This window comes from Novosphingobium sp. BL-S-33 (genome assembly GCF_056857025.1).
Window position 1 is genome coordinate 362,035 of record NZ_CM166475.1, and the last position, 18,276, is coordinate 380,310.

General features: G+C 63.3%; 14 protein-coding genes. 6 read left to right on the forward strand and 8 right to left on the reverse strand.

The annotated features are described in order from the left end of the window. Positions 1-210 precede the first annotated feature (210 nt). A complete protein-coding gene (gene poxB / locus AC1VVM_RS18435) occupies positions 211-1,938 on the reverse strand; it encodes a ubiquinone-dependent pyruvate dehydrogenase (RefSeq protein WP_482957037.1) in 1,728 nt (575 codons plus the stop codon). 433 nt (positions 1,939-2,371) lie between these two features. Between poxB and AC1VVM_RS18440 the strand changes: the two genes are divergently transcribed. Beyond that, on the forward strand, positions 2,372-2,824 hold the full coding sequence (locus AC1VVM_RS18440) for a MarR family transcriptional regulator (protein WP_482905250.1): 453 nt from the start codon (positions 2,372-2,374) through the stop codon (positions 2,822-2,824). A gap of 296 nt (positions 2,825-3,120) precedes the next feature. On the opposite strand, the gene AC1VVM_RS18445 is transcribed toward AC1VVM_RS18440, so the two are convergent. The 3 genes from AC1VVM_RS18445 to AC1VVM_RS18455 all read right to left on the reverse strand — a co-directional run bounded on the left by AC1VVM_RS18445 (position 3,121) and on the right by AC1VVM_RS18455 (position 7,307). Next, on the reverse strand, positions 3,121-5,169 hold the full coding sequence (locus AC1VVM_RS18445) for an AsmA family protein (protein WP_482957350.1): 2,049 nt from the start codon (positions 5,167-5,169) through the stop codon (positions 3,121-3,123). Positions 5,170-5,345: 176 nt separating this feature from the next. Then, entirely contained in the window at positions 5,346-6,590 is a 1,245-nt protein-coding gene (locus tag AC1VVM_RS18450) for a M24 family metallopeptidase (RefSeq protein WP_482957038.1), read from the reverse strand. Between the two features lie 117 nt (positions 6,591-6,707). Next, positions 6,708-7,307 (reverse strand): hypothetical protein, encoded by a 600-nt coding sequence (locus AC1VVM_RS18455; RefSeq protein WP_482957039.1) that lies wholly within the window; start codon positions 7,305-7,307, stop codon positions 6,708-6,710. 399 nt (positions 7,308-7,706) lie between these two features. On the opposite strand from AC1VVM_RS18455, the gene AC1VVM_RS18460 reads away from it, so the two are divergent. The 5 genes from AC1VVM_RS18460 to AC1VVM_RS18480 all read left to right on the forward strand — a co-directional run bounded on the left by AC1VVM_RS18460 (position 7,707) and on the right by AC1VVM_RS18480 (position 13,398). Then, a complete protein-coding gene (locus AC1VVM_RS18460) occupies positions 7,707-8,300 on the forward strand; it encodes a hypothetical protein (RefSeq protein ID WP_482957040.1) in 594 nt (197 codons plus the stop codon). 150 nt (positions 8,301-8,450) lie between these two features. Continuing rightward, positions 8,451-9,065 carry a hypothetical protein gene (locus AC1VVM_RS18465; RefSeq protein ID WP_132386090.1) on the forward strand — a complete coding sequence of 205 codons (615 nt, stop codon included), beginning with the start codon at positions 8,451-8,453 and terminating at the stop codon, positions 9,063-9,065. A gap of 67 nt (positions 9,066-9,132) precedes the next feature. Then, positions 9,133-9,903 carry a fimbria/pilus periplasmic chaperone gene (locus tag AC1VVM_RS18470; protein ID WP_482957041.1) on the forward strand — a complete coding sequence of 257 codons (771 nt, stop codon included), beginning with the start codon at positions 9,133-9,135 and terminating at the stop codon, positions 9,901-9,903. A 4-nt stretch (positions 9,904-9,907) separates the two neighbouring features. Next, positions 9,908-12,439, forward strand: coding sequence for a fimbria/pilus outer membrane usher protein (locus tag AC1VVM_RS18475; RefSeq protein ID WP_482957042.1), 2,532 nt, complete (start codon positions 9,908-9,910; stop codon positions 12,437-12,439). Then, positions 12,436-13,398, forward strand: a complete 963-nt coding sequence (locus AC1VVM_RS18480) for a hypothetical protein (RefSeq protein WP_482957043.1) — start codon at positions 12,436-12,438, stop codon at positions 13,396-13,398. Before AC1VVM_RS18475 ends, AC1VVM_RS18480 begins: the two co-directional genes overlap by 4 nt. A gap of 45 nt (positions 13,399-13,443) precedes the next feature. On the opposite strand, the gene AC1VVM_RS18485 is transcribed toward AC1VVM_RS18480, so the two are convergent. The 4 genes from AC1VVM_RS18485 to AC1VVM_RS18500 form a co-directional block, all read right to left on the reverse strand. Continuing rightward, complete coding sequence (locus tag AC1VVM_RS18485; RefSeq protein ID WP_482905258.1) at positions 13,444-13,878, reverse strand: hypothetical protein; 435 nt, start codon at positions 13,876-13,878, stop codon at positions 13,444-13,446. 224 nt (positions 13,879-14,102) lie between these two features. Beyond that, a complete protein-coding gene (locus AC1VVM_RS18490) occupies positions 14,103-15,668 on the reverse strand; it encodes a DHA2 family efflux MFS transporter permease subunit (RefSeq protein ID WP_482905259.1) in 1,566 nt (521 codons plus the stop codon). Further along, positions 15,665-16,774: an HlyD family secretion protein gene (locus AC1VVM_RS18495; RefSeq protein ID WP_482957044.1), complete on the reverse strand. Its 1,110-nt coding sequence runs from the start codon at positions 16,772-16,774 to the stop codon at positions 15,665-15,667. Before AC1VVM_RS18495 ends, AC1VVM_RS18490 begins: the two co-directional genes overlap by 4 nt. Positions 16,775-16,803: 29 nt before the next feature. Further along, positions 16,804-18,273 carry an efflux transporter outer membrane subunit gene (locus AC1VVM_RS18500; RefSeq protein WP_482957045.1) on the reverse strand — a complete coding sequence of 490 codons (1,470 nt, stop codon included), beginning with the start codon at positions 18,271-18,273 and terminating at the stop codon, positions 16,804-16,806. Positions 18,274-18,276: the final 3 nt, after the last annotated feature.

Below are 18,276 nucleotides of genomic sequence, written 5' to 3' on the forward strand. Positions count from 1 at the left end.
TGCGGAGAAGCATCCGCACCCAGTCGCTGCATTGACGCCGCGAAAAAGAAAAGCCGGCCACAGGGGCCGGCTTGTGAAGTTTGGGAGAGGATGCCTGAAAGGCCTGATCGTTATGCGCCGTGCTGCGACGCAGCGCAATGGAGAAACATGCATGTGCAGTTGCAGCATCGCTCGGGCGGTGCAACCCACTTCGAACAGTCACAAAAGTGGCTATCGGCGCAAATTCGTCCTCGCCAATTCGACGATCTCGCTCCCGCGGCCGTTGAGTACGGCCTTGAGCATATAGAGGCTGAAGCCCTTCGCCTGTTCGGACTTGATCGTGGGCGGCATCACCAGTTCCTGCGGCGCGGTTCTGACATTGACCAGTGCGGGGCCCGGATGGGCGAAAGCCTCGCTTAGCGCATCCCGCAGCGTTTCGGAGCTTTGGACATCAAACCCCCGTATTCCCGACGCTTCGGCGATGGCGGCAAAATCGGGGTTCTTGAGCTGAACGTTGACGTCGAGATAGCCGCCTGCCTTCTGCTCCATCGCGACGAAGCCCAGCAAGCCATTGTCGAAGATCACGATCTTGACCGGCAGGTCCAGTTGCCCGACGCTCAGCAGATCTCCCATGGACATGGCGAAGCCGCCATCGCCGGACATCGAGATGACCTGTCGCCCGGGGCAGGCCGCCTGTGCGCCAAGTGCCTGCGGCAAGGCGTTGGCCATCGAGCCGTGATTGGCGGAAAACAACAGCCGCCGCTTGCCGGTCATCGTCAGATAGCGCGCCGCCCATACCGTCGGCGTGCCGACATCGGCGGCGAAGATCGCGTCCTCGTCGGCAAGCTCGCTGATCAGGCGCGCAAGATATTGCGGATGGACTGGCCGGCCCGGCTTGTCGGGCACGGCGAGTTCGTCGAGGCTCTTGCGCGTGTCTATATAGTGCGCGCGGGCGGCGTCGAGAAACCGGCGGTCTTCCTTGCGCGCAATACGGGGCAGCACCGCCGTCAATGTCTCCTGCACATCGCCGACAACCCCCAGCGCAATCGGCGTCCGCTTGCCAAGCTGGGCGGGGTCCCGGTCGATCTGAATGATCTGGGCGTCGACGGGGTAGAAGTTGCGATAGGGGAAGTCGGTCCCCAGCATGAGCAAGGTGTCGCAGTTCTCCATCGCATGATAGCCCGACGAGAAGCCGATCAGGCCCGTCATGCCGACATCGTAGGGATTGTCCCACTCGACATGTTCCTTGCCGCGCAGCGCGTGGACGATCGGGGCACCGAGCCGGTCGGCCAGCGCGATCACCTCGTCATGGGCATCGGCGCAACCGGCGCCGCAAAGCAGAGTGACGGCCTTGGATCGCTCCAGTTCGCCCACCAACTTTTCGATCTCTTCATCGCGGGGAATGAGGCGCGCTGGGGTGAGGGCGGGAAAGTGGAAGTTCGCTCCTGCAGGCGCATCGGCAAGCGCAACATCGCCCGGTATGACGATAACCGCGACGCCCTGCTGCCCGATTGCCGTGCGTATGGCGCGGTGAAGCACTTCCGGCATCTGGCGAGGATTGGTGACGAGTTCGATGAAGTGGCTACACTCGCGGAACAGTTCCTGTGGGTGCGTTTCCTGGAAGTAGCCGAGCCCGATCTCGGACGACGGAATGTGCGCGGCAATCGCAAGGACCGGGGTGCGATTGCGGTGGCAATCGAACAGGCCATTGATGAGGTGGAGATTGCCGGGGCCGCAGGACCCGGCGCAGACGCCCAGTTTACCCGTCAGCGCGGCATCGGCGCCCGCCGCAAATGCTGCCACTTCCTCGTGCCGGGTCATCATCCATCGGATTCTGCCCAATTTGCGCAGGCTTTCGTTCAACCCGTTGAGGCTGTCGCCGGTGACGCCCCAGATCCGTTCTACCCCGGCATTGGCAAGGGTACGGGCGATGAGATCGGCAATTGTGCGGTCGGGCATGGAGCTCTCCTTGCGGAAACGTCGAGGCGGGGAATGCGCGCCGGAGTGTCAACGGCGGCGCCGCGTCCAGGTTTCCTGCAACCGGCGCATGAAATCCCGACAGGATGTCCGACCAAGACGCTGCCAACTGGCTTTGGCCCGAATGCAGGGGCGCCGTTCCATACCGTGACAATTGCGACAGATGGGATCGGTTCAGTCCTTACGCCGAAGACTGCGTGAAAATGGGTCGGACGGAAGTAAACAAAACTTAACCATTAAACACGGCGCGCACCCATAAAGTGATGGTTTGCCGGCCGACCGCGCTGCACAAAGCGTGGGGTCGGACCTCTGTTAACTTTTTGCAAACTTGGGTTAAATCGCGTTTCAGGCGTTTGTCGTGTGCAGGCAAATCCTTCATGGCGCCTGCTCGCCATGATTGGAAAGGAAATCCAACATGTATCGGGAAATAGAGCCGAAAAACATGAAAGACGGCTTGGAGGAAACTATTAGAAAACTGGATGTTCGGATCGAAGCGACGCCGGTCATGAGAGAATCTGCCAATTCCGCTCCGGCGGATCCTTTGGCATTGGCAAAACGTATCTACGGCGGCCGCCGCAAGCGGGCTGCCTTCTTCAAGCAGCATATATTCGGTGAAGCGGCATGGGATATGTTGCTGGACCTTTACGTCTCGGAACATGCCGGCCGCCGGGTTTCAGTGACCTCGGCCACATTGGCTTCGGCGGCGGCATCGACCACCGCGCTGCGATGGCTAGCCATTCTTGAGGCGGAGGGGCTGGTGCTGCGGCAAAACGATCCGAAAGACGGCAGACGATCGTTCCTCATGCTGACCGAGCAAGCGAAAGCGCAAATGGAGGAGTATCTTCGCGCCGTCGCCGCAACGTTTTGATTGCCTTCTGCAAGGACATCGTTCTTGCCTGGCGACCGAATGGGATTAGGCAGAGTTCCCGATCAGTTCAGGACGGCAGCACTCATCACGTTTTCGCAGGCACAACGGCTCAGCGAACGTTAGGAAATAGCGGCGGCACTCAGGGATGTGCTCGACCGCCTGGATGCCTGCGGGCAAACGTTGGCGGCCGTCCATGTGCAACATGGCCTCGACTTACTGCAAGCGAACGCGAATGAGGACGATCCCGTTTAGAGCCTCTTCTTAGAGCATGATCGATCGCCGAGCCGGCTCGGCAGCTAGTCGATCTTCTTCACATGGCCATTGCCGACATCGTCGCGCGGCTTGCCTTTCGTGGTGCGCTGTGCGGCGGCTCCTGCGCCCGCCAGAATAGGGCCGCAGGCCGCGGACTTGGCATCGCCGATATCGACGAAGGCAAGCAGCCCGGCCACCGGCGCGGCAACGACCGCAAGTCCGATCCCGGCTCCGGCGCGGGCCAGCAGCGCGGGGCTGACGACATTGAGCGAGGGGTGCGCAAAGTGTCCGCCGATGCCGACCGGAGACTGGCCGGAAAACAGGCTGAACTTCTTTCCGTCGGCCCGGAAGGCCAGATCGAGGGCCTCGTTATCGAAGCTGAAGCCGCCGCGTCCGGTGACGACGTTCTTGGAAGTATCGATCAGGATCGGATCCGCCGCGGCTGTACCGCCGCGCACCGTGAAGGCGAGCAGGCCGCAGTTGACCTCTATGGGCTTCTTGAGCTTGCCTTCGAACATCTTGGTCACGAAAGTCCCGATATCCAACTCGGCAAGCTGGGCATTCTGAGTCCACAGCGTACCCTGCGGCATGACGAAGGCGATACGGCCCGAGGAACCGGCGAGCGAATCGTGGATGGTATCGCCCCGGCCCTCCAGCCTGATGCGGCCCCGGATAGTGCCGGTGGTGCCGGATTGCGCAAGGCCGTAGCCTGCAAGCAGCCGCCCCATCGGCGTGGGCGACAGCCGGATATCGTAACTGGTCGCGGTGGGGCGCTCGCGGGTGTCGAAGATGAGGTCGGATGAGACATCGCCCCGCGCCATCGAGAAAGTCAGCGGCGAAAGCGCCAGTCGGCCCCGGTCGAGATGGAGAGTAAGGGCGATGTCCTGCACCGGCACATTCCTCGAACGGACCATGCCGATCTTCCAGTTCAGTGTAGCGTCGAAGCGTTGAAGCGCCTCGACCGGCAGGCGCGCGTCGGGAAGTACCCGCTGGGGCCCGGCGCCGGTCGCCGCGGCGGCCGCGACCGCGCCTCTGGCGGCGACGATGTCCGGGTTGTAGCCGATAAATGGCGCGGCATCGACGATGTCGAGGCGGCGGGTCACCAGCGCGGCGGTGAGGCGCAGCCGCTTGTCATTGGCGATCGTGAGTTGCCCCGAGAGATCGGACTGGCCGAACCTGCCGCTCAGGTTCGTGAAGCGGTAATTGGTGCCGTCCTTCACCAGCTTTGAGCGCAGCACATAGTCGCGGGTATGCGGGATAACTACGTCGACGACATCGAGCAGGTCCGACAAGTCCCGGCCCTGCGCGCGGACTTGCAGCGGTACATTCTCGATTTGCGAAATCGACGGCAGTTGCCCGGAAACATCGATCACGCTGTTCGCCGCCCAGGCGCGCAATTCCAGCGCATTGGCGCCGCGATTGACCGTCGCGTCGGGTGAGAGCAGGCGGGCCTGCACGCGGAACGGCGTATCGCGCAGGGTGCCATCGCCGTGGAGGGCCACGGCCTTGCCGATATGGGCATCGGTCGAGACGATCGGATCGACTTGGAGGTTGGCTTCCAGCGGCATCTGCGGGTCAAGATAGCGGATGCGGGATCCCGAAACCGTTGCCCGGTCGATGCGGGGAAATTCCAGCGGCTTGCCCCCGCCGGAACCGAACGTCCACGTGTTGGCTCGATGCCGCGCATCCCACTCAAGATCGACCACGCCCTGATCGAGATCCAGCGTGTAGATGTGGCGTCGGCCGAGCAGCAGCGAAAGCGGGGCGATATGCGCTTCCACCCGGCGGGCGGCGAAAAGGCTCTTGCGCCCGGCCCATGCGGGGTTGGCGACGTCGATCCCTTCGGCGAGGAACTTGATGCGCAGCGGTGCGAAGTAGAGTTGGAAATCGCCGGATACGCGTACCGGGCGGTCTGACAGTGAACTGGCGATGTGTTCGAACGGATGCTTGAGAAAGCGGCCCTTCGTCACGAACAGGATGAGCCATGCCGTAAATATAAGGCCGACGAGGATTAATGCGGCATTGCGGAGCAGTCGCAGGCTGCGCCCGTGCGGTTCGCTCGTTTGGGCGTCCTGGGCCACATATGTCGACATCGCATCCATGATGCCGGGTAAGTGCAGATACGGCACCGTTAGTTTCAGGATGGTGACGGACCGTGCATTGCCGTCGTCAAAGAGCGCGTTGACGACGGATAGCGAGCCTTTCTGCCTTTCAACGCATAGGCGCGCGCTGGCCCGCCCAACAAAAATCGGGGTGTTCGTTCAGCGGTTCAAACGGGCTGGTCGATCGACTTCGCCAAGGGCGTGAACAGCTTTGGTCCGGAGGCCGTCATGTGCCAGCAGTCCTCCAGTCGGATACCGAATTCGCCGGGAATGTAGAGGCCCGGCTCGTCCGAGAAGCACATGCCTTCTTCAAGGCGCGTGTTGTCGCCGTGCACCAGATAGGGCGATTCATGACCGTCGAGCCCGATGCCATGGCCCGTGCGGTGCGACAGTCCGGGCAGCCGATAACCGGGGCCCCAGCCTTCGCGGGTGTAGAATGCCCGCACCGCATCGTCGATCGCGCCGACGGGCGTGCCGATCCGGGCGACTTCCAAGGCGATCTCCTGCCCCCGCTTGACGGTATCCCACACCTTGCGTTGGCGGGCCGATGGTTCGCCGTAGACCCAACTGCGGGAGATGTCGGACTGATAGCCGTGTACTTGCGCGCCGCAGTCCATGAGGATCACCGATCCCTCGCGGACTGCCTGCGGCTGCGCCGAGCCATGCGGATAGGCGCTCGCCTCGTTGAGCAGCACCAGTGAGAATTCCGGCGGCCCGCCCATCGCGGCAGACGTCTTGTCCATGAGGCTGGCGATGTCCTGCTGAGTCATGCCGGGCTTGATCTCGCCATGGACATAGCGAAGCGCGGCCATGGTAATGTCGTTGGCGCTCTGCATCAGCGCCAGTTCGGCAGGCGACTTGATCTGGCGGCAGCGGTTGACCAGTGCCTCGCCCGAGACCACTTCCCAGTCGCTCGCTTGCTTGCGCAAGGCGTCGAAGATGAAGAAGCGAGAAGTCGGCTCGATGGCGATTTTGCCTTTCGGCACCTTGCGGTCGACCAGCACGCTCGCCATCCGCAGTTCCGGACTCTGGTCCTCGTCCCATGGGCGGACTTCCGCCGGAATGCGCAAGGTTTCGCGCACGCTGGGCTCCTCGAAGGCCGGGGTGACGACGACTGTGTCACCGTCCGCCGGGATGATCGCGGCGGTCACGCGCTCGGAGCGCCACCATTCGATACCGGTGAAATAGCGCAGGCTCGAACCGGATTCGACTATGAGCGCGCCGATACCGGCTTCGCGCATCAGGCCCTGAAGCTTGGCGATGCGGGCCGCGTACTCCTCGCGGGAAATCGGCTTGACGTCCGGGCCGGTCGGCAAGCGCGGTTCCGTGGCAGCGCTGGCATAGAGCCGTGACGTCATGGCGATGCCGGCCATGGCCACCGCGCCCGTGAGAAACCCGCGTTTAGAGATCATGGAAAAGCCCCCGTTGCCGGCGATTGGGCCGGCCTCCAGCGATCTAGGGCACTGCCAAGGCCGCGATCAAGAGGCAGGCACTGACTTTGAACCGTCCGACGGAGCCGGTCGGGCCGGTCAGGGCTGGTCGGGCTGGGCCTGCTTTATGATGTGATAGGCGCCGCCCATCAGGCGGGTCACCTCATCGGCGCTGAGAACATAGTGGGGCTCGTAGCTTAGGTCCACCTGCTGCGTCCGCTTCCAGAGATCGACGTAGAGCCCCTTGTTCGGCCCGAAATTCAGATCGATATGGCGGGCCAATCGCGCCGGTCCCTGACGCGAATAGGCAGCGCGAAAGATCGCGATATCCACGACATAGGGGCCGATCATCACCCAGACATGACCATTCCAGGCGGGATTGGGCGTGCTGAAGACTTCGGCGCCATCGAACGGTGTGCGGTCGCCAAAGACCGGCACGCCCTCCACGGCCAGGGTTCCGGCCACGACGTGGATTGGCGCTGCCAGCCGGCTTTCCAGTCCCACCGCCAAAGCGGCGCTCATTTCCGCGCCCGCACCCGGGATGGCCGGAAAGACTTTCAGCAGATCCACTGCGCACTTCGACAAGGTGGCACGGTCGGCTTCGTTCATTTCATAGGCTTTGAATGCCTTGGCTGCGGCCCAGCCATGCTGAGCGGCAATGCGCTTGCCCAGGTGTGCGAGATCTTTGACGGTCGACATCCCGGCCCCTTAGCGCCTCGCGAACGCCGAAACCAGAGTAGCCGTGGCTCCCAGACGGGGCGTGCGAATCCTTTTGGGTATTCCTTGCAAGCGGCGATTCGTCCGATTCGGATATAAATTGCGAGGAATTCCAACCATTCCATGTCGCGAACATGGCCTGCAACATGACCGTCGCAATTCGTCGAAAGCGCTTGAATCCGAGATTCGAGGCGTCATCAACGCGCGAGAATCGTTCAGGAACTGCCGCAGACCTGTGCCAAAATGGGTAGTAATCAATTAGCTAACATTTTGTATTTGCTAATCCGTCGGTCCATTTCTAAGCCGCATTCATACCTAGTTAGGGCGAGTGGATGCGGGCAGCAGGGGGCTGAACGCGCTCGGAAATTAAGTGGGGCCTTAATGCATTCCGTGTGGTCACGGCGGCGAGCGTCCGCCGCCTGCCGGACCGGCAGTGTGCTGGTCGCGGCACTTCTTTCTGCAACTTCTGCACATGCCCACAGCGACTCCGTCTCGATCGACGTGGTTGCCAGCATCAAGGAACGCTGCGGCTTCGCCGCCGGCGGTCCGGTTAGCTACAATGCGCCGCGCGATCTTGAAAGCGCTGCTGATTTCTCGTTCGCGGTCGGTCTCGACTGCAACACGCCTTATGCGCTCGGCGTCACGTCGCAGCGCGGTGCTCTCACCAATCTGGATGCTTCCGACGACGGATCGGGCTTTGCCTTCAGCAAGTCCTACCGGGTGTCGATCTCTCTGGAGACGGACAAGGGCATGGTCCGCAGCGAGCGCTGCGGATCCGGCGATCTCATCGACGGAGGCCGATGCTCTTTCGCCAGCCTCGTGCCGGGGAACGGGCTCAAGTCGGGTCCCGGTATCAGCATCGGCCGCAACGCGGTCGTCAAGATCGATTGGCCTGCGCAGTCCACGGCTCAGCCGCGGCTTGCTGCCGGTCACTACAAGGACACTCTAATTCTGGTGGTCGGGCCACGCGCATAAGGCAGCTCTCCATCTGAAGGACGGCGCGTGGGTCGGCGTGTCGTTCAGCCATCGGTTGCCCATGCGGGATCCGATGTAATTCGCAAGAACCGCACATGGGGTTCTACATCATCCGCGCCATTGTGCGCTATATTGCCTAAGGAATTGATTATGAAGCGTTCGATTCTCACCGCCAGCGCAGCAGCGATCTTCCTCGTGGCCGGTGGCGCGCAGGCTGCCACCACCACCAGCATCGACATCAAGGCTGAAGTCGACAGCAAGTGCGGCATCTCGTCGCAGGCTTCGTCGATCACCATCGGTGACCTGACCGACGCCAACGCCAAGGTCCGTTCGACCGTGACCGATGAGATCGCCCAGAAGCTGACCGACGCCAACGTCGTTGCCTTCTGCAACAACGGCGGCAGCAACGTTAAGGTGTCGCGCGCTGTTCTCGCCCTTGACGGCGCGACCGGCAACGGCCTGGCACAGGGCGACTTCGCTCAGTACATCCGCTACAACCTCGACACCTCGATCAACGGCCTGGCCCTTGACTCGACCTCGACCGACGCCGGTTCGACCGTTGCCCAGCGCTTCGGCGGCCACGACAGCCTGAGCGCCGTCGAAACCCACGTAAAGTTCACGAAGGCCGTCAGCGACGGTACGGCTGTTGCTTCGTCGAACGGTGCCAACCGCACCGCCACGAACTGGTCGTCGCTCACCGATCGTCGGATGGCTGCTGGCAACTACACGGGTTACGTCTCGATCGAGCTGACCCCGGCTGCCTGATTTCTCTGGAGGCGGGCTTCGGCCCGCCTCCAACCTTTCCGGACCGCGCCGTTTCAGGATGAAGATGATGAATTCGCGTTTTGCGCGACACGCCGCGCACGCGCTGGTGTCGCTGACAGCATTGCTGGCTACTGCTACCCCGGCTGTGGCGCTTAACGTGCAGCCTGTCGTTGTCGACCTGCAAACCACGGGGCGCCGGGCCTCAGCCATCGTCACGTTGCAGAACACCTTCCCGGACACGGTTCCCGTGGAAGTGACGGTCCATCCTGTCAACGTGGTGAACGGCGAACTTCAGGAAGACGAGAACGCAGAGGGTGACGATCTGCTGGTCTTCCCCAGCCAGGCCACTCTGGCAGCCAACCAGTCGCAGGCATTCCGGGTCCAATGGATCGGGCAGCCTGCCGCCGGTGAGAGCAAGCACTTCTACGTCACCATCGCCCAGCTGCCGGTTACCATGCCGGACGGCCAGAACACCATTCAGGTTCTTCATCGCTTCAAGGTTCTCGTCAGCGTCGGTTCGGCTTCCGAGACGCCTTCGCTGAAGATCGTCGAAGCGACCATCGGCAAGGACGCCCAGGGCAAGCCGCAGCCCGTCGTGAAAGTCACCAACGACGGCGGCACGTACGGCTACCTGGCCAGCAACCGCATGACCGTGGTGGAACGCCGCGGCGACGGTACCGAAGCCTATCGCAAAACATTCGAGCCGGAAGAAATCCGCGAGACCATGGGGCTCGGCCTCGTGCCGTCCAAGGCGAGCCGGATCCTTCCGATGAACGTCGAACTGCCGGACGCGTCCGGTACCCTGTCAGTCGAGCTGAATTCGGCCGGAAGAAAATGACGCCGTGCCAAACCGCTATCCCTTCTATCTGCTAGGCTTGGCGGGGCTGGTTCCGTTCAGTTCACTGGCGGCAAGCGTGCCTGAAGGTACGACTGCGCTGCCGGCTCTGATGAGCGGAACGGCCATGAGCAGCGCCACCCCCAGCGTGGTGGCCGCTGCCCCCGATGCCGGGCTCGCTGGGCACAGCGCGGCCAAGCGCCTGAACCCTACCGGGCGGGATATTCCGATGGGCGGCCCGCTCTCGGACAACGGGTTCGTGCTGGGCGAAGTCTCCTACACCCTGAAGGCCGACGACAGCATCCTGATCGATGTGCAGGACCTGCTGCCGCTGCTGCGGAATGTGCTTTCCGCCGATGTCTGGCAGCGCCTTGCCGATGGCGTCAGCACGCAGCCTACGGTTTCGATTGCCGATTTGCCGAAGTACGGCGTTTCGCTGGCCTACGATCCCAGCACGCTGGGCCTGCTGATGACGGTGGACCCCAAGGTCCGTCAACGCCAGTCGCTCCGTGTCATGAGCGGATACGAGCCTGTCGCCGGCCCGATCCAGCCCGCCGAAGCCGTTTCGGCCTATGTCACGGCCTTCATCAACAGCGATTACGTCTACACGGGCCCGCAAACCGGTTTCATCACCCCGAACGTCCTGCTGGACAGTGCCGTGCGGGTGGGCGGTGTCGTGCTCGAAAACGAGGCGAGCGTGCAGGACGTGTTTCGCCGCGAAGGCACCCGGCTGGTTTACGACGACCAGCAGCACACGGCGCGCTACACCGTGGGCGACCTTGAACCGGTCTCCCGCGGGTTTTCGGGCACGAGCCCGATGGCGGGTGTTTCGCTCTCGCGCGTCTATGCAGATCTGGACCCGCAGCGGAACGTGCAGCCGCAGGGACAGAGGTCGTTCACGCTGACGCGCGCCTCCACGGTCGAAACGATCGTGAACGGCCAGTCGGTGCAGGTCACGCGCCTCAATCCCGGCACCTATGACATCAGCGACTTCCCGTTCGCCCAAGGCTCGAACGACGTAAAGCTGCTCATCAGGGACGACTCGGGCCGCGAGAACGTGATCTCGTTCTCTATCAATTTCGACCGCACGCTGCTGGCTGCTGGATTGAGCGAGTTCGGGATCTACGGCGGCGTAAAGACGCCGTTCGATACCAATGGCCGCACGTATAGCGACGAACCCGTCGCATCGGGCTTCTATCGCCATGGTCTGACGGAGGAACTGACGGTAGGCGCCAACTTCCAGGCCCAGCGCCGGGGCGCCGTGGCCGGTGCCGAAGTGGTCTGGGCCTCGCCCGTCGGCACACTGGCGCTGAACCTTGCCGGATCGCACAACACGTGGGTCGGCAGCGGCTATGCGGTCAATATCGGCTACGAACTGTCCTTCGTGGGGACCGAAAACAACGCCCGATCGTTGACCGCCTCCATTCAGGCGACCAGCAAGGATTTCGCGTTGCCCGATACGCTGGCCGCCAGCAATCCCTACATGCTCGATATCGGCGCGACCTATTCGCAGTCTCTGGGCGCAGACCATTATTTCAGCCTCGACGGTTTCTATTCGGTCGGACGCGGATCCCGGCAGGACCAGTCCACTTTCCGCGCCACTTATGGATGGCGGCCCAACCAGCGGTTGCTGCTGACAGCCGAGGCAAGCTACGAGAAGAGTGAGCGCGCTTCGGGTCCGGGTGCCCGAGTGTCGCTGATCTATCGCTTCGACCAGAATTCAAGCGTCACGAGCGACTTTGACACCCAGAACGATCGCGCCCGCTTGAGCTATCAGCGTTCCAGCGGCACCGGTGTCGGGTCCTACAATGCGTCGGCGAATATCGATCGGGTCGACGACTCGGTCGGTCTCAATGCCACGGTGAACTACATGACGAACCGGGCCGAACTGGGTGCGGCGCATTACACGTCCTTCGACAACGACGGGACCATCACCGATCAGCGTACCTCGCTGCGCGCAGCCTTCTCGTTGGCCTACGCGGGCGGTTCGGTTGCCCTTTCCCGGCCGATCTACGACAGCTTCGCGATCGTCAAGACGCACGACTCGCTGAAGGGCGCGCCCGTCTACATCGATCCACGCGGTGATGATTATGTCGCCAAGTCGGGACTCTTCGGCGGGGCGGTCGTACCACAGCTTTCCGCCTATTCACCGCGGCTCATCACTTACGACGTTCCCGGCGCACCGGCGGGTTACGATGTCGGCACCGGCATCATCCAGGTTCGTCCGCCCTATCGGTCGGGCCATCTGATCGAAATCGGTTCGGACTATTTCGTCACGTACGCCGGTCAACTTCTGAAGCCGGATGGTACGCCGCTGGCACTGGTCGGCGGGCATGCGATCGAAGTCTCAAAGCCGGATCGCAAGCCTGTCGACATGTTCACCAACCGATCCGGCCGTTTCGCGGTACAAGGACTGCGCGCAGGGAAGTGGCGGATCGAAATGCCGACGGACGAGGGAACGCTCGTCTATGAGATCGATGTGACGACAGGCGACGCATTGCAGCGCGGGGCTGCCTTAAAGCCGGAGAGAATCCAATGAAGATTGCCACCGCTCTCCTGCCACTGTTAAGTTTGCTCGCCGTTGCATTCCCGCAATTGGCCCAGGCAAACTGCGTGGACTTTCGCGCTTCCGCCAGCGAACTCAACGTGGACTACGACCCCTTCAATCCGGCCGGGATCGAGCGGATCTTCACCATACACGTCCGCCGCCTCGATCCGCGCGTGACGGCGGTGCGACTGGTTCTGGCCAACCCCGGCGCGGTCAATCGGGGGTCGGCGCTCGGGCGCAACAATTCGGTCCGCTACGATATCCGCTGGGTTCAGGACGCCGGGCGGATGATCCTCGTGTCCGGTGCGGAACAGCCGAATGCGACCAATGGCGCGCTGATCGAATTTTCCGCCAACGCCACGGGCGACAACGTGAACCAGAACTTTCGGCTGCAGATTCCGGCGGGGCAGGGGATCGTCGCCGGGAATTACTATCAGCCGCTTGAGCTTCGCTTCGTTTGCCTTGCCGGTCGGGATGAGATCGATCGCGGCACGCAACTGGGCAGTCAGGTGGCCGTCGATGTGACAGTGCCCGAGCGCATCGCGACCTTCGTCGGCTCGGCCGGTTCGCAAAGAGGGCGTATCGATTTCGGTGATATCGACGGGTCTAGCGGTAATCCCGTTCGCGGCCTGACCGTCACTGCACAGTCCACCGTGCCTTACGAAATCCGTGTCGCGCAGGATCGCGGCGTGATGAAGCGCTTCGATGGAGACGACGCTGCGCTGCCTTATGCGTTGAAGTTGTCGGGTTTCCCGGTATCGAACCAGTCGACCGTGACGTGCAGCCAGACACCAGCGCCCAGCGGCCGCAACCACAACGTGCAGGTGGAACTCCAGAGCCGGGATATCCAGCGCATGCCTGCGGGCAAGTATAGCGATATCGTCACGCTGACATTCTCGCCGCGCCTTGGGCTGTCGGGCGGCGACGGGTGCTCGGCTGGGAGGCCGTAATCTCCGGACGGCAGGTCGGCCCCGCTTTCAAGCGGGGCTACCGGCTCAAAAAATGGTGCCCTTCGCCTCTGCATTGAGGCTGAAGTTCGTCGCGCTTTCAGGGGCCTGCGAAAGGACCAGACGCAGCGGCTCGGTCCTGTAGGCGGGCGCGCGATTGTCGACGATCACCGTCTGGGTGTCGTTCGGAGAGATCGTAATGCGCTGGCTGCCGACCTCTACCCATGAATTCACCAGACCGGCCGGATGATTCAGGGTCACCGTGTAGCCGGCGAGGTTGTTGCAAAGCTCGTTCATGACGCCAAGGTCATTAGTGCCGGCCTGAATGGGACGGGCGGACGAACCGGCAATGCTGACCTGGCAAACGGTCGGCACCCTACCGGACACCGAGATCGACGTGCCGTCATAGGCACTGGCCGACGTCGCCGTAAAGATCAGCAGCGCCATGGCCAGCGCACCGCATTTGTTTCCCATACTTGGCATTTCTAGCCTCCTGCTGCGGGGAGCATCATGCATTCCGGCTGAAACTGCGGTTTAGATATCTGGTTAATGCGTATTAACTAACGACATACTCTCTGAAATCGGCCGATTTTAAGCAATCTTCTCTGAAAACGGCGCCGTTCCACTAGCTGCGTGTGGAAACGACACCGGAACTATACGCAGGTAATCTTCACGCCAAAAGTCAGTATTTCCCGTGAGAGGCCGTTTCAGTGCGATCGCTTGAGGCAAAGGCTCCCAATCGCGCAGACACCCATGGCCAGCCCGGCGATCAGGAAGGCGTCGCTATAGGCCAGCAGCAGCGCCTGACGGTGCACTGTCCCATCCAGCAGCGCGAGCGCCTGTTGCCGGAGCGGACCGGTCGCCGGGCCGTGGAGGGCGGTGTGGCGGTCCACTTGTCCGTGCCCAAGCAAGCGCACCATGTCCACCATGCGATCACGGTAGGACTGCGAAAACGGCGTGATCGCTTCGCCGATCCGGCTTGCGTGGAGCTTCTCGCGGTCGACGACGATCTGTCCGGCAATGGCGATGCCGATGGCGCCGCCCACATTGCGCAGCGTCGAAAACAGGCCCGATGCGGATCCGAGTTCGGACTTCTCCAGACCGTCCACCGCCATGACGCCAAGCGCGACGACGATGAACGATTGCCCGATCCCGCGCACCACCAGCGACGGCACGATTACATTGCTGGCTGCATCGCCATCAAGGTGAATGTTCATCAGGCACCCTGCCGCCATCACCGCGAAACCCAGCATGACGACTACCCGCACGCCGAACCATTTCATCAGGCGCGGCGATGCGAAGGACATGGCGAACTGGACCAGTCCGTAGGGGATCATGGTCAGGCCGATCTGAAGTGCGTTGTAGCCATGGGCTTCCGCAAAGTAGTTCGGCACCAAGAACACCACGCCGAATACCGCTGCTCCGAACGTGAACTGCATCAGGCTGGCGAGACTGAAGTTCCGGCGGCCCAAGAGGCGCAAATCGATGAACGGATCCTTGCGGCGCAGTTCGATCACCACAAAGGCGGTCAGGCAGATCGCCGCGCTCAACGCGGAATTGACGATGAAGGACGACGTGAACCAGTCCTTCCTGCCGCCTTCCTCCAGCATGATCTGCAAGGACGAGAGGCCGATGGCCATGGTCGCGATTCCGGCCCAGTCGCCGCTGCGAAGCTTGCTTAGCGCCATGGGCGTGCGCGGTGTCGCCCAGCCGATCGCGGCGAGTAGCAGCAAGCCCGGCGGCACTTGCAGATAGAAGATCCAACGCCAGTCGTAGGCCTCGGTCAGCCATCCGCCCAGCGAGGGCCCGGCGGCCTGCGCCACGTTATTGGCGACGGCGAACAGCGCCATCCCGAACGGGTGTTTGGAAGGCGGCAGTTCGGTAACGATGATCTGGAACGACAGCGGAATCAGCACGCCGCCGAAAGCACCCTGAAGCGCCCGCGCCGCGATCATTACACCGATATTGGGGGCCAGCGAGCAGACGATGGAAAACATCACGAAACCGGCCGTTCCCACCATCAACACTCGCCGCATCGAGAAGACCGAAACCAGCCAGCCGGTCAGCGGGATGACAATGATTTCCGCGACCAGGTAGGCGGTGGTGATCCACGCCCCTTCCTCGAACGAAGCACCCAGAGAACCGCGCACGTCGGGCAGCGAAGCATTGGTGACGTGGACGTTCATGCCCGCCATGAAGCAGCCGACCACACCGCCGAGCACCGCGACCCACGCCCGCGTGGAGACCGTTTCCCCTCCGCTGCCGCCGCTCATCGTCCGCTCTCCCGGGTGTCTATCTGCGTTACCACCGACATGCCGGGGTGGAGGCCCCTGGCGCGGCGCTGTCCGGGATCGAGATGGATACGCACGGGCATCCGCTGGACGATCTTGGTGAAGTTGCCGGTGGCATTGTCGGGCGGCAGCAGAGCGAACTCTGCGCCTGATGCGGGCGCGATGCTGTCCACATGGCCGGTGAGCGTCTCACCGCCAAAAGCGTCGACCGCGATCCGTGCCGGTTGGCCGGGGCGCACGCGATCGACTTGCGTCTCCTTGTAGTTGGCAACGATATAAACCGCGTCCGGCACAACGGCCATGACTGGCGTGCCAGGCTCAACGTATTCGCCCACACGAAGCGTGCGTTGACCGATAGTGCCGGAAACCGGTGCGCGGATCACGGTGCGGGTGAGTTGCAGGACAGCCAGATCCAGTGCCGCATGGGCCTGACGGAACGTGGCTCTCGCCTTGTCCAGATCGGCTCGTGCAGCTTGTTGCTGCGTGGCTAGCACGGGGAGTCGTTTGCGCTCGGCGGCGGCCGATGCGTTGGCGGCTGCAAGCTGAGACTGTGTCCGGCGGGCATCGGCCTCGGCACTTTCGAGGGCCTGCGCGCTGGCGACGGCCTGCCGGGTGAGCAGGCGTTGGCGCTGGAACTCCAGATTGCCGCGATACGCATCGGCGGCGCTGGCCGTGGCTGCCGCAACGCTGTGGGCGATCACGCTGTCCTGCTGGCTTAACTGTGCGCCCAGATTGGCGATACGGGCTTGCTGCGCGGCGATATCCGCCTCGGCTGCCGCCACGGCACCTGCGGCCGCCTCCCGCCGTGCCCGGTAATCGCGGTCGTCGATCTGCGCGAGCACTTGTCCGGCCGTCACACGCTGGTTGTCCGCTACCGCCAATTCGACCACGCGCCCAGCCACCAGCGGTGCCACTGTCACCACGTCGGCGCGAGCATAGGCGTTGTCGGTATCGACCATAAAGCGTTCGACCGACCACCAGTGCAGCCCCCAGACTGCCCCGCCGACGAGCACCAAGGCCGCAGCCGAAAGCGTGAGATGCCTGCGGGATGGACGAAGGGTGCGGGCTGGGGAAGCTGCATCGGTCATTGTCTCATTACTCATCGGGTTATGGTCGATCACGAGGTCGAACGCGGTGTGGTGGGCAGGGACGAGCGGATCAGTGGCGACGCCGCCGGATCGGGCGCGCCTTCCCATCCTCCGCCAAGGGCGCGGAAAAGCGTGACTTGTGCGGCGGCAAAGTCGAGGTTGGCTTCGGCCAGTGCGGCCCGGTCAGAAAGGGCGCCGCGCTCGGCAGCAAGCGCCTCCAGCGCATCTGCACCGCCCGCCGCGCGGTTCGCGCGCATGAGTTCGGCGGCTTTATCGCTGCGCTCTGCAGCAAGGCGGCGGGCGTTGCGCGTTCGCGCTGCGGCATCGAGCGCGGAAGCCGCGGCACCTGCTTCCTGAAGTGCCGTGAGGATCGCGGCGTCGAACCGGGCCAGTTCACCGCGCTCCCGGGCGCGTGCCTGCGCGATCCGGGCCCGGGCGGCGCTCACATTGGGAAAGCTCCACGAGAGCAGAGGGCCCAGTCGCCAGACCATATTGTTGCGTAGGCCAAGATCTCCGGGCGTCTTCGCCGAACTCGCGATCCCGGCGCCCAAGGCGATATGCGGGTAGAGATCGCCCACGGCGACGCCGATCCGCGCGGTGCTGGCCTTGAGCCTCAGTTCGGCCGCGCGCACGTCTGGACGACGGTTCAGAAGCGCCCGGCCATCCAGTTGCGGCGGAGCGGAAGCGAATTCCGGCAGACGCGTGCACGCCTCAGCGGCGGCGGGCACGTCCGACGGCACGCGGCCCGCGAGCACTGCCAGGGCCTCCAGCGCCTCCTGCCGCCGGGCTTCCAGTGCGGGGCGCACGGTACGGGCGCGCGCCTCCTCGGCCGCAGCTTCCGCGACCTCGCCTTCTGTGACCGCGCCCGCATCCCGCAGGGTCTCTACGATCTGGCGGTTGCGTGCCGCCAGCGCTTCATCTTCCCGCGCTATCGCCATTCGGCGCGACAGGCCGCAGGTGTCGACCCAACCGCGCACCACTTGTGCGGCAATGGCCACGCGCGCCGCATCGAGCAATGCGGCTTCCGCCTCGCTGTCTGCCGATTCAGCCCGGATCGAGGCATCGATCTGGCCGAAAAGGTCGAGTTCCCATGTGAGGTCTGCGCCAAAATCGAAGCGCGAGCCGGTGCGGACATGCGAACTTTGCCGAGAGGCCGCCTCGATCTGGTCCTGCAACGTGCTGCCCAGGCCAGCACCTGCGGAGAGTGTGGTATCTGGCAAACGATTGCCTTCCGCTTCGCGCAACACCGCGCGTGCTTCGAGCAGCCGGGCTTTGGCCGCCTGAAGGTCCCGGTTATTGGTCAACGCCTCCGCGATCAGCGCGTCGAGAGCGGGTTCGTTGTAAAGGCGCCACCACTGCGACGGTGTCAGGTCGGCCGAGGAGGGCGCTTCGGGCAGCGCAATCGTCGAGCGGGGTGGGGCAGACGGCGCAGCCGCGCACCCTGCCAACAGAGCAAGCGGCAGGATCGCGGCAGGAAGCGATGCAGAGGGCTGGGGCACGGA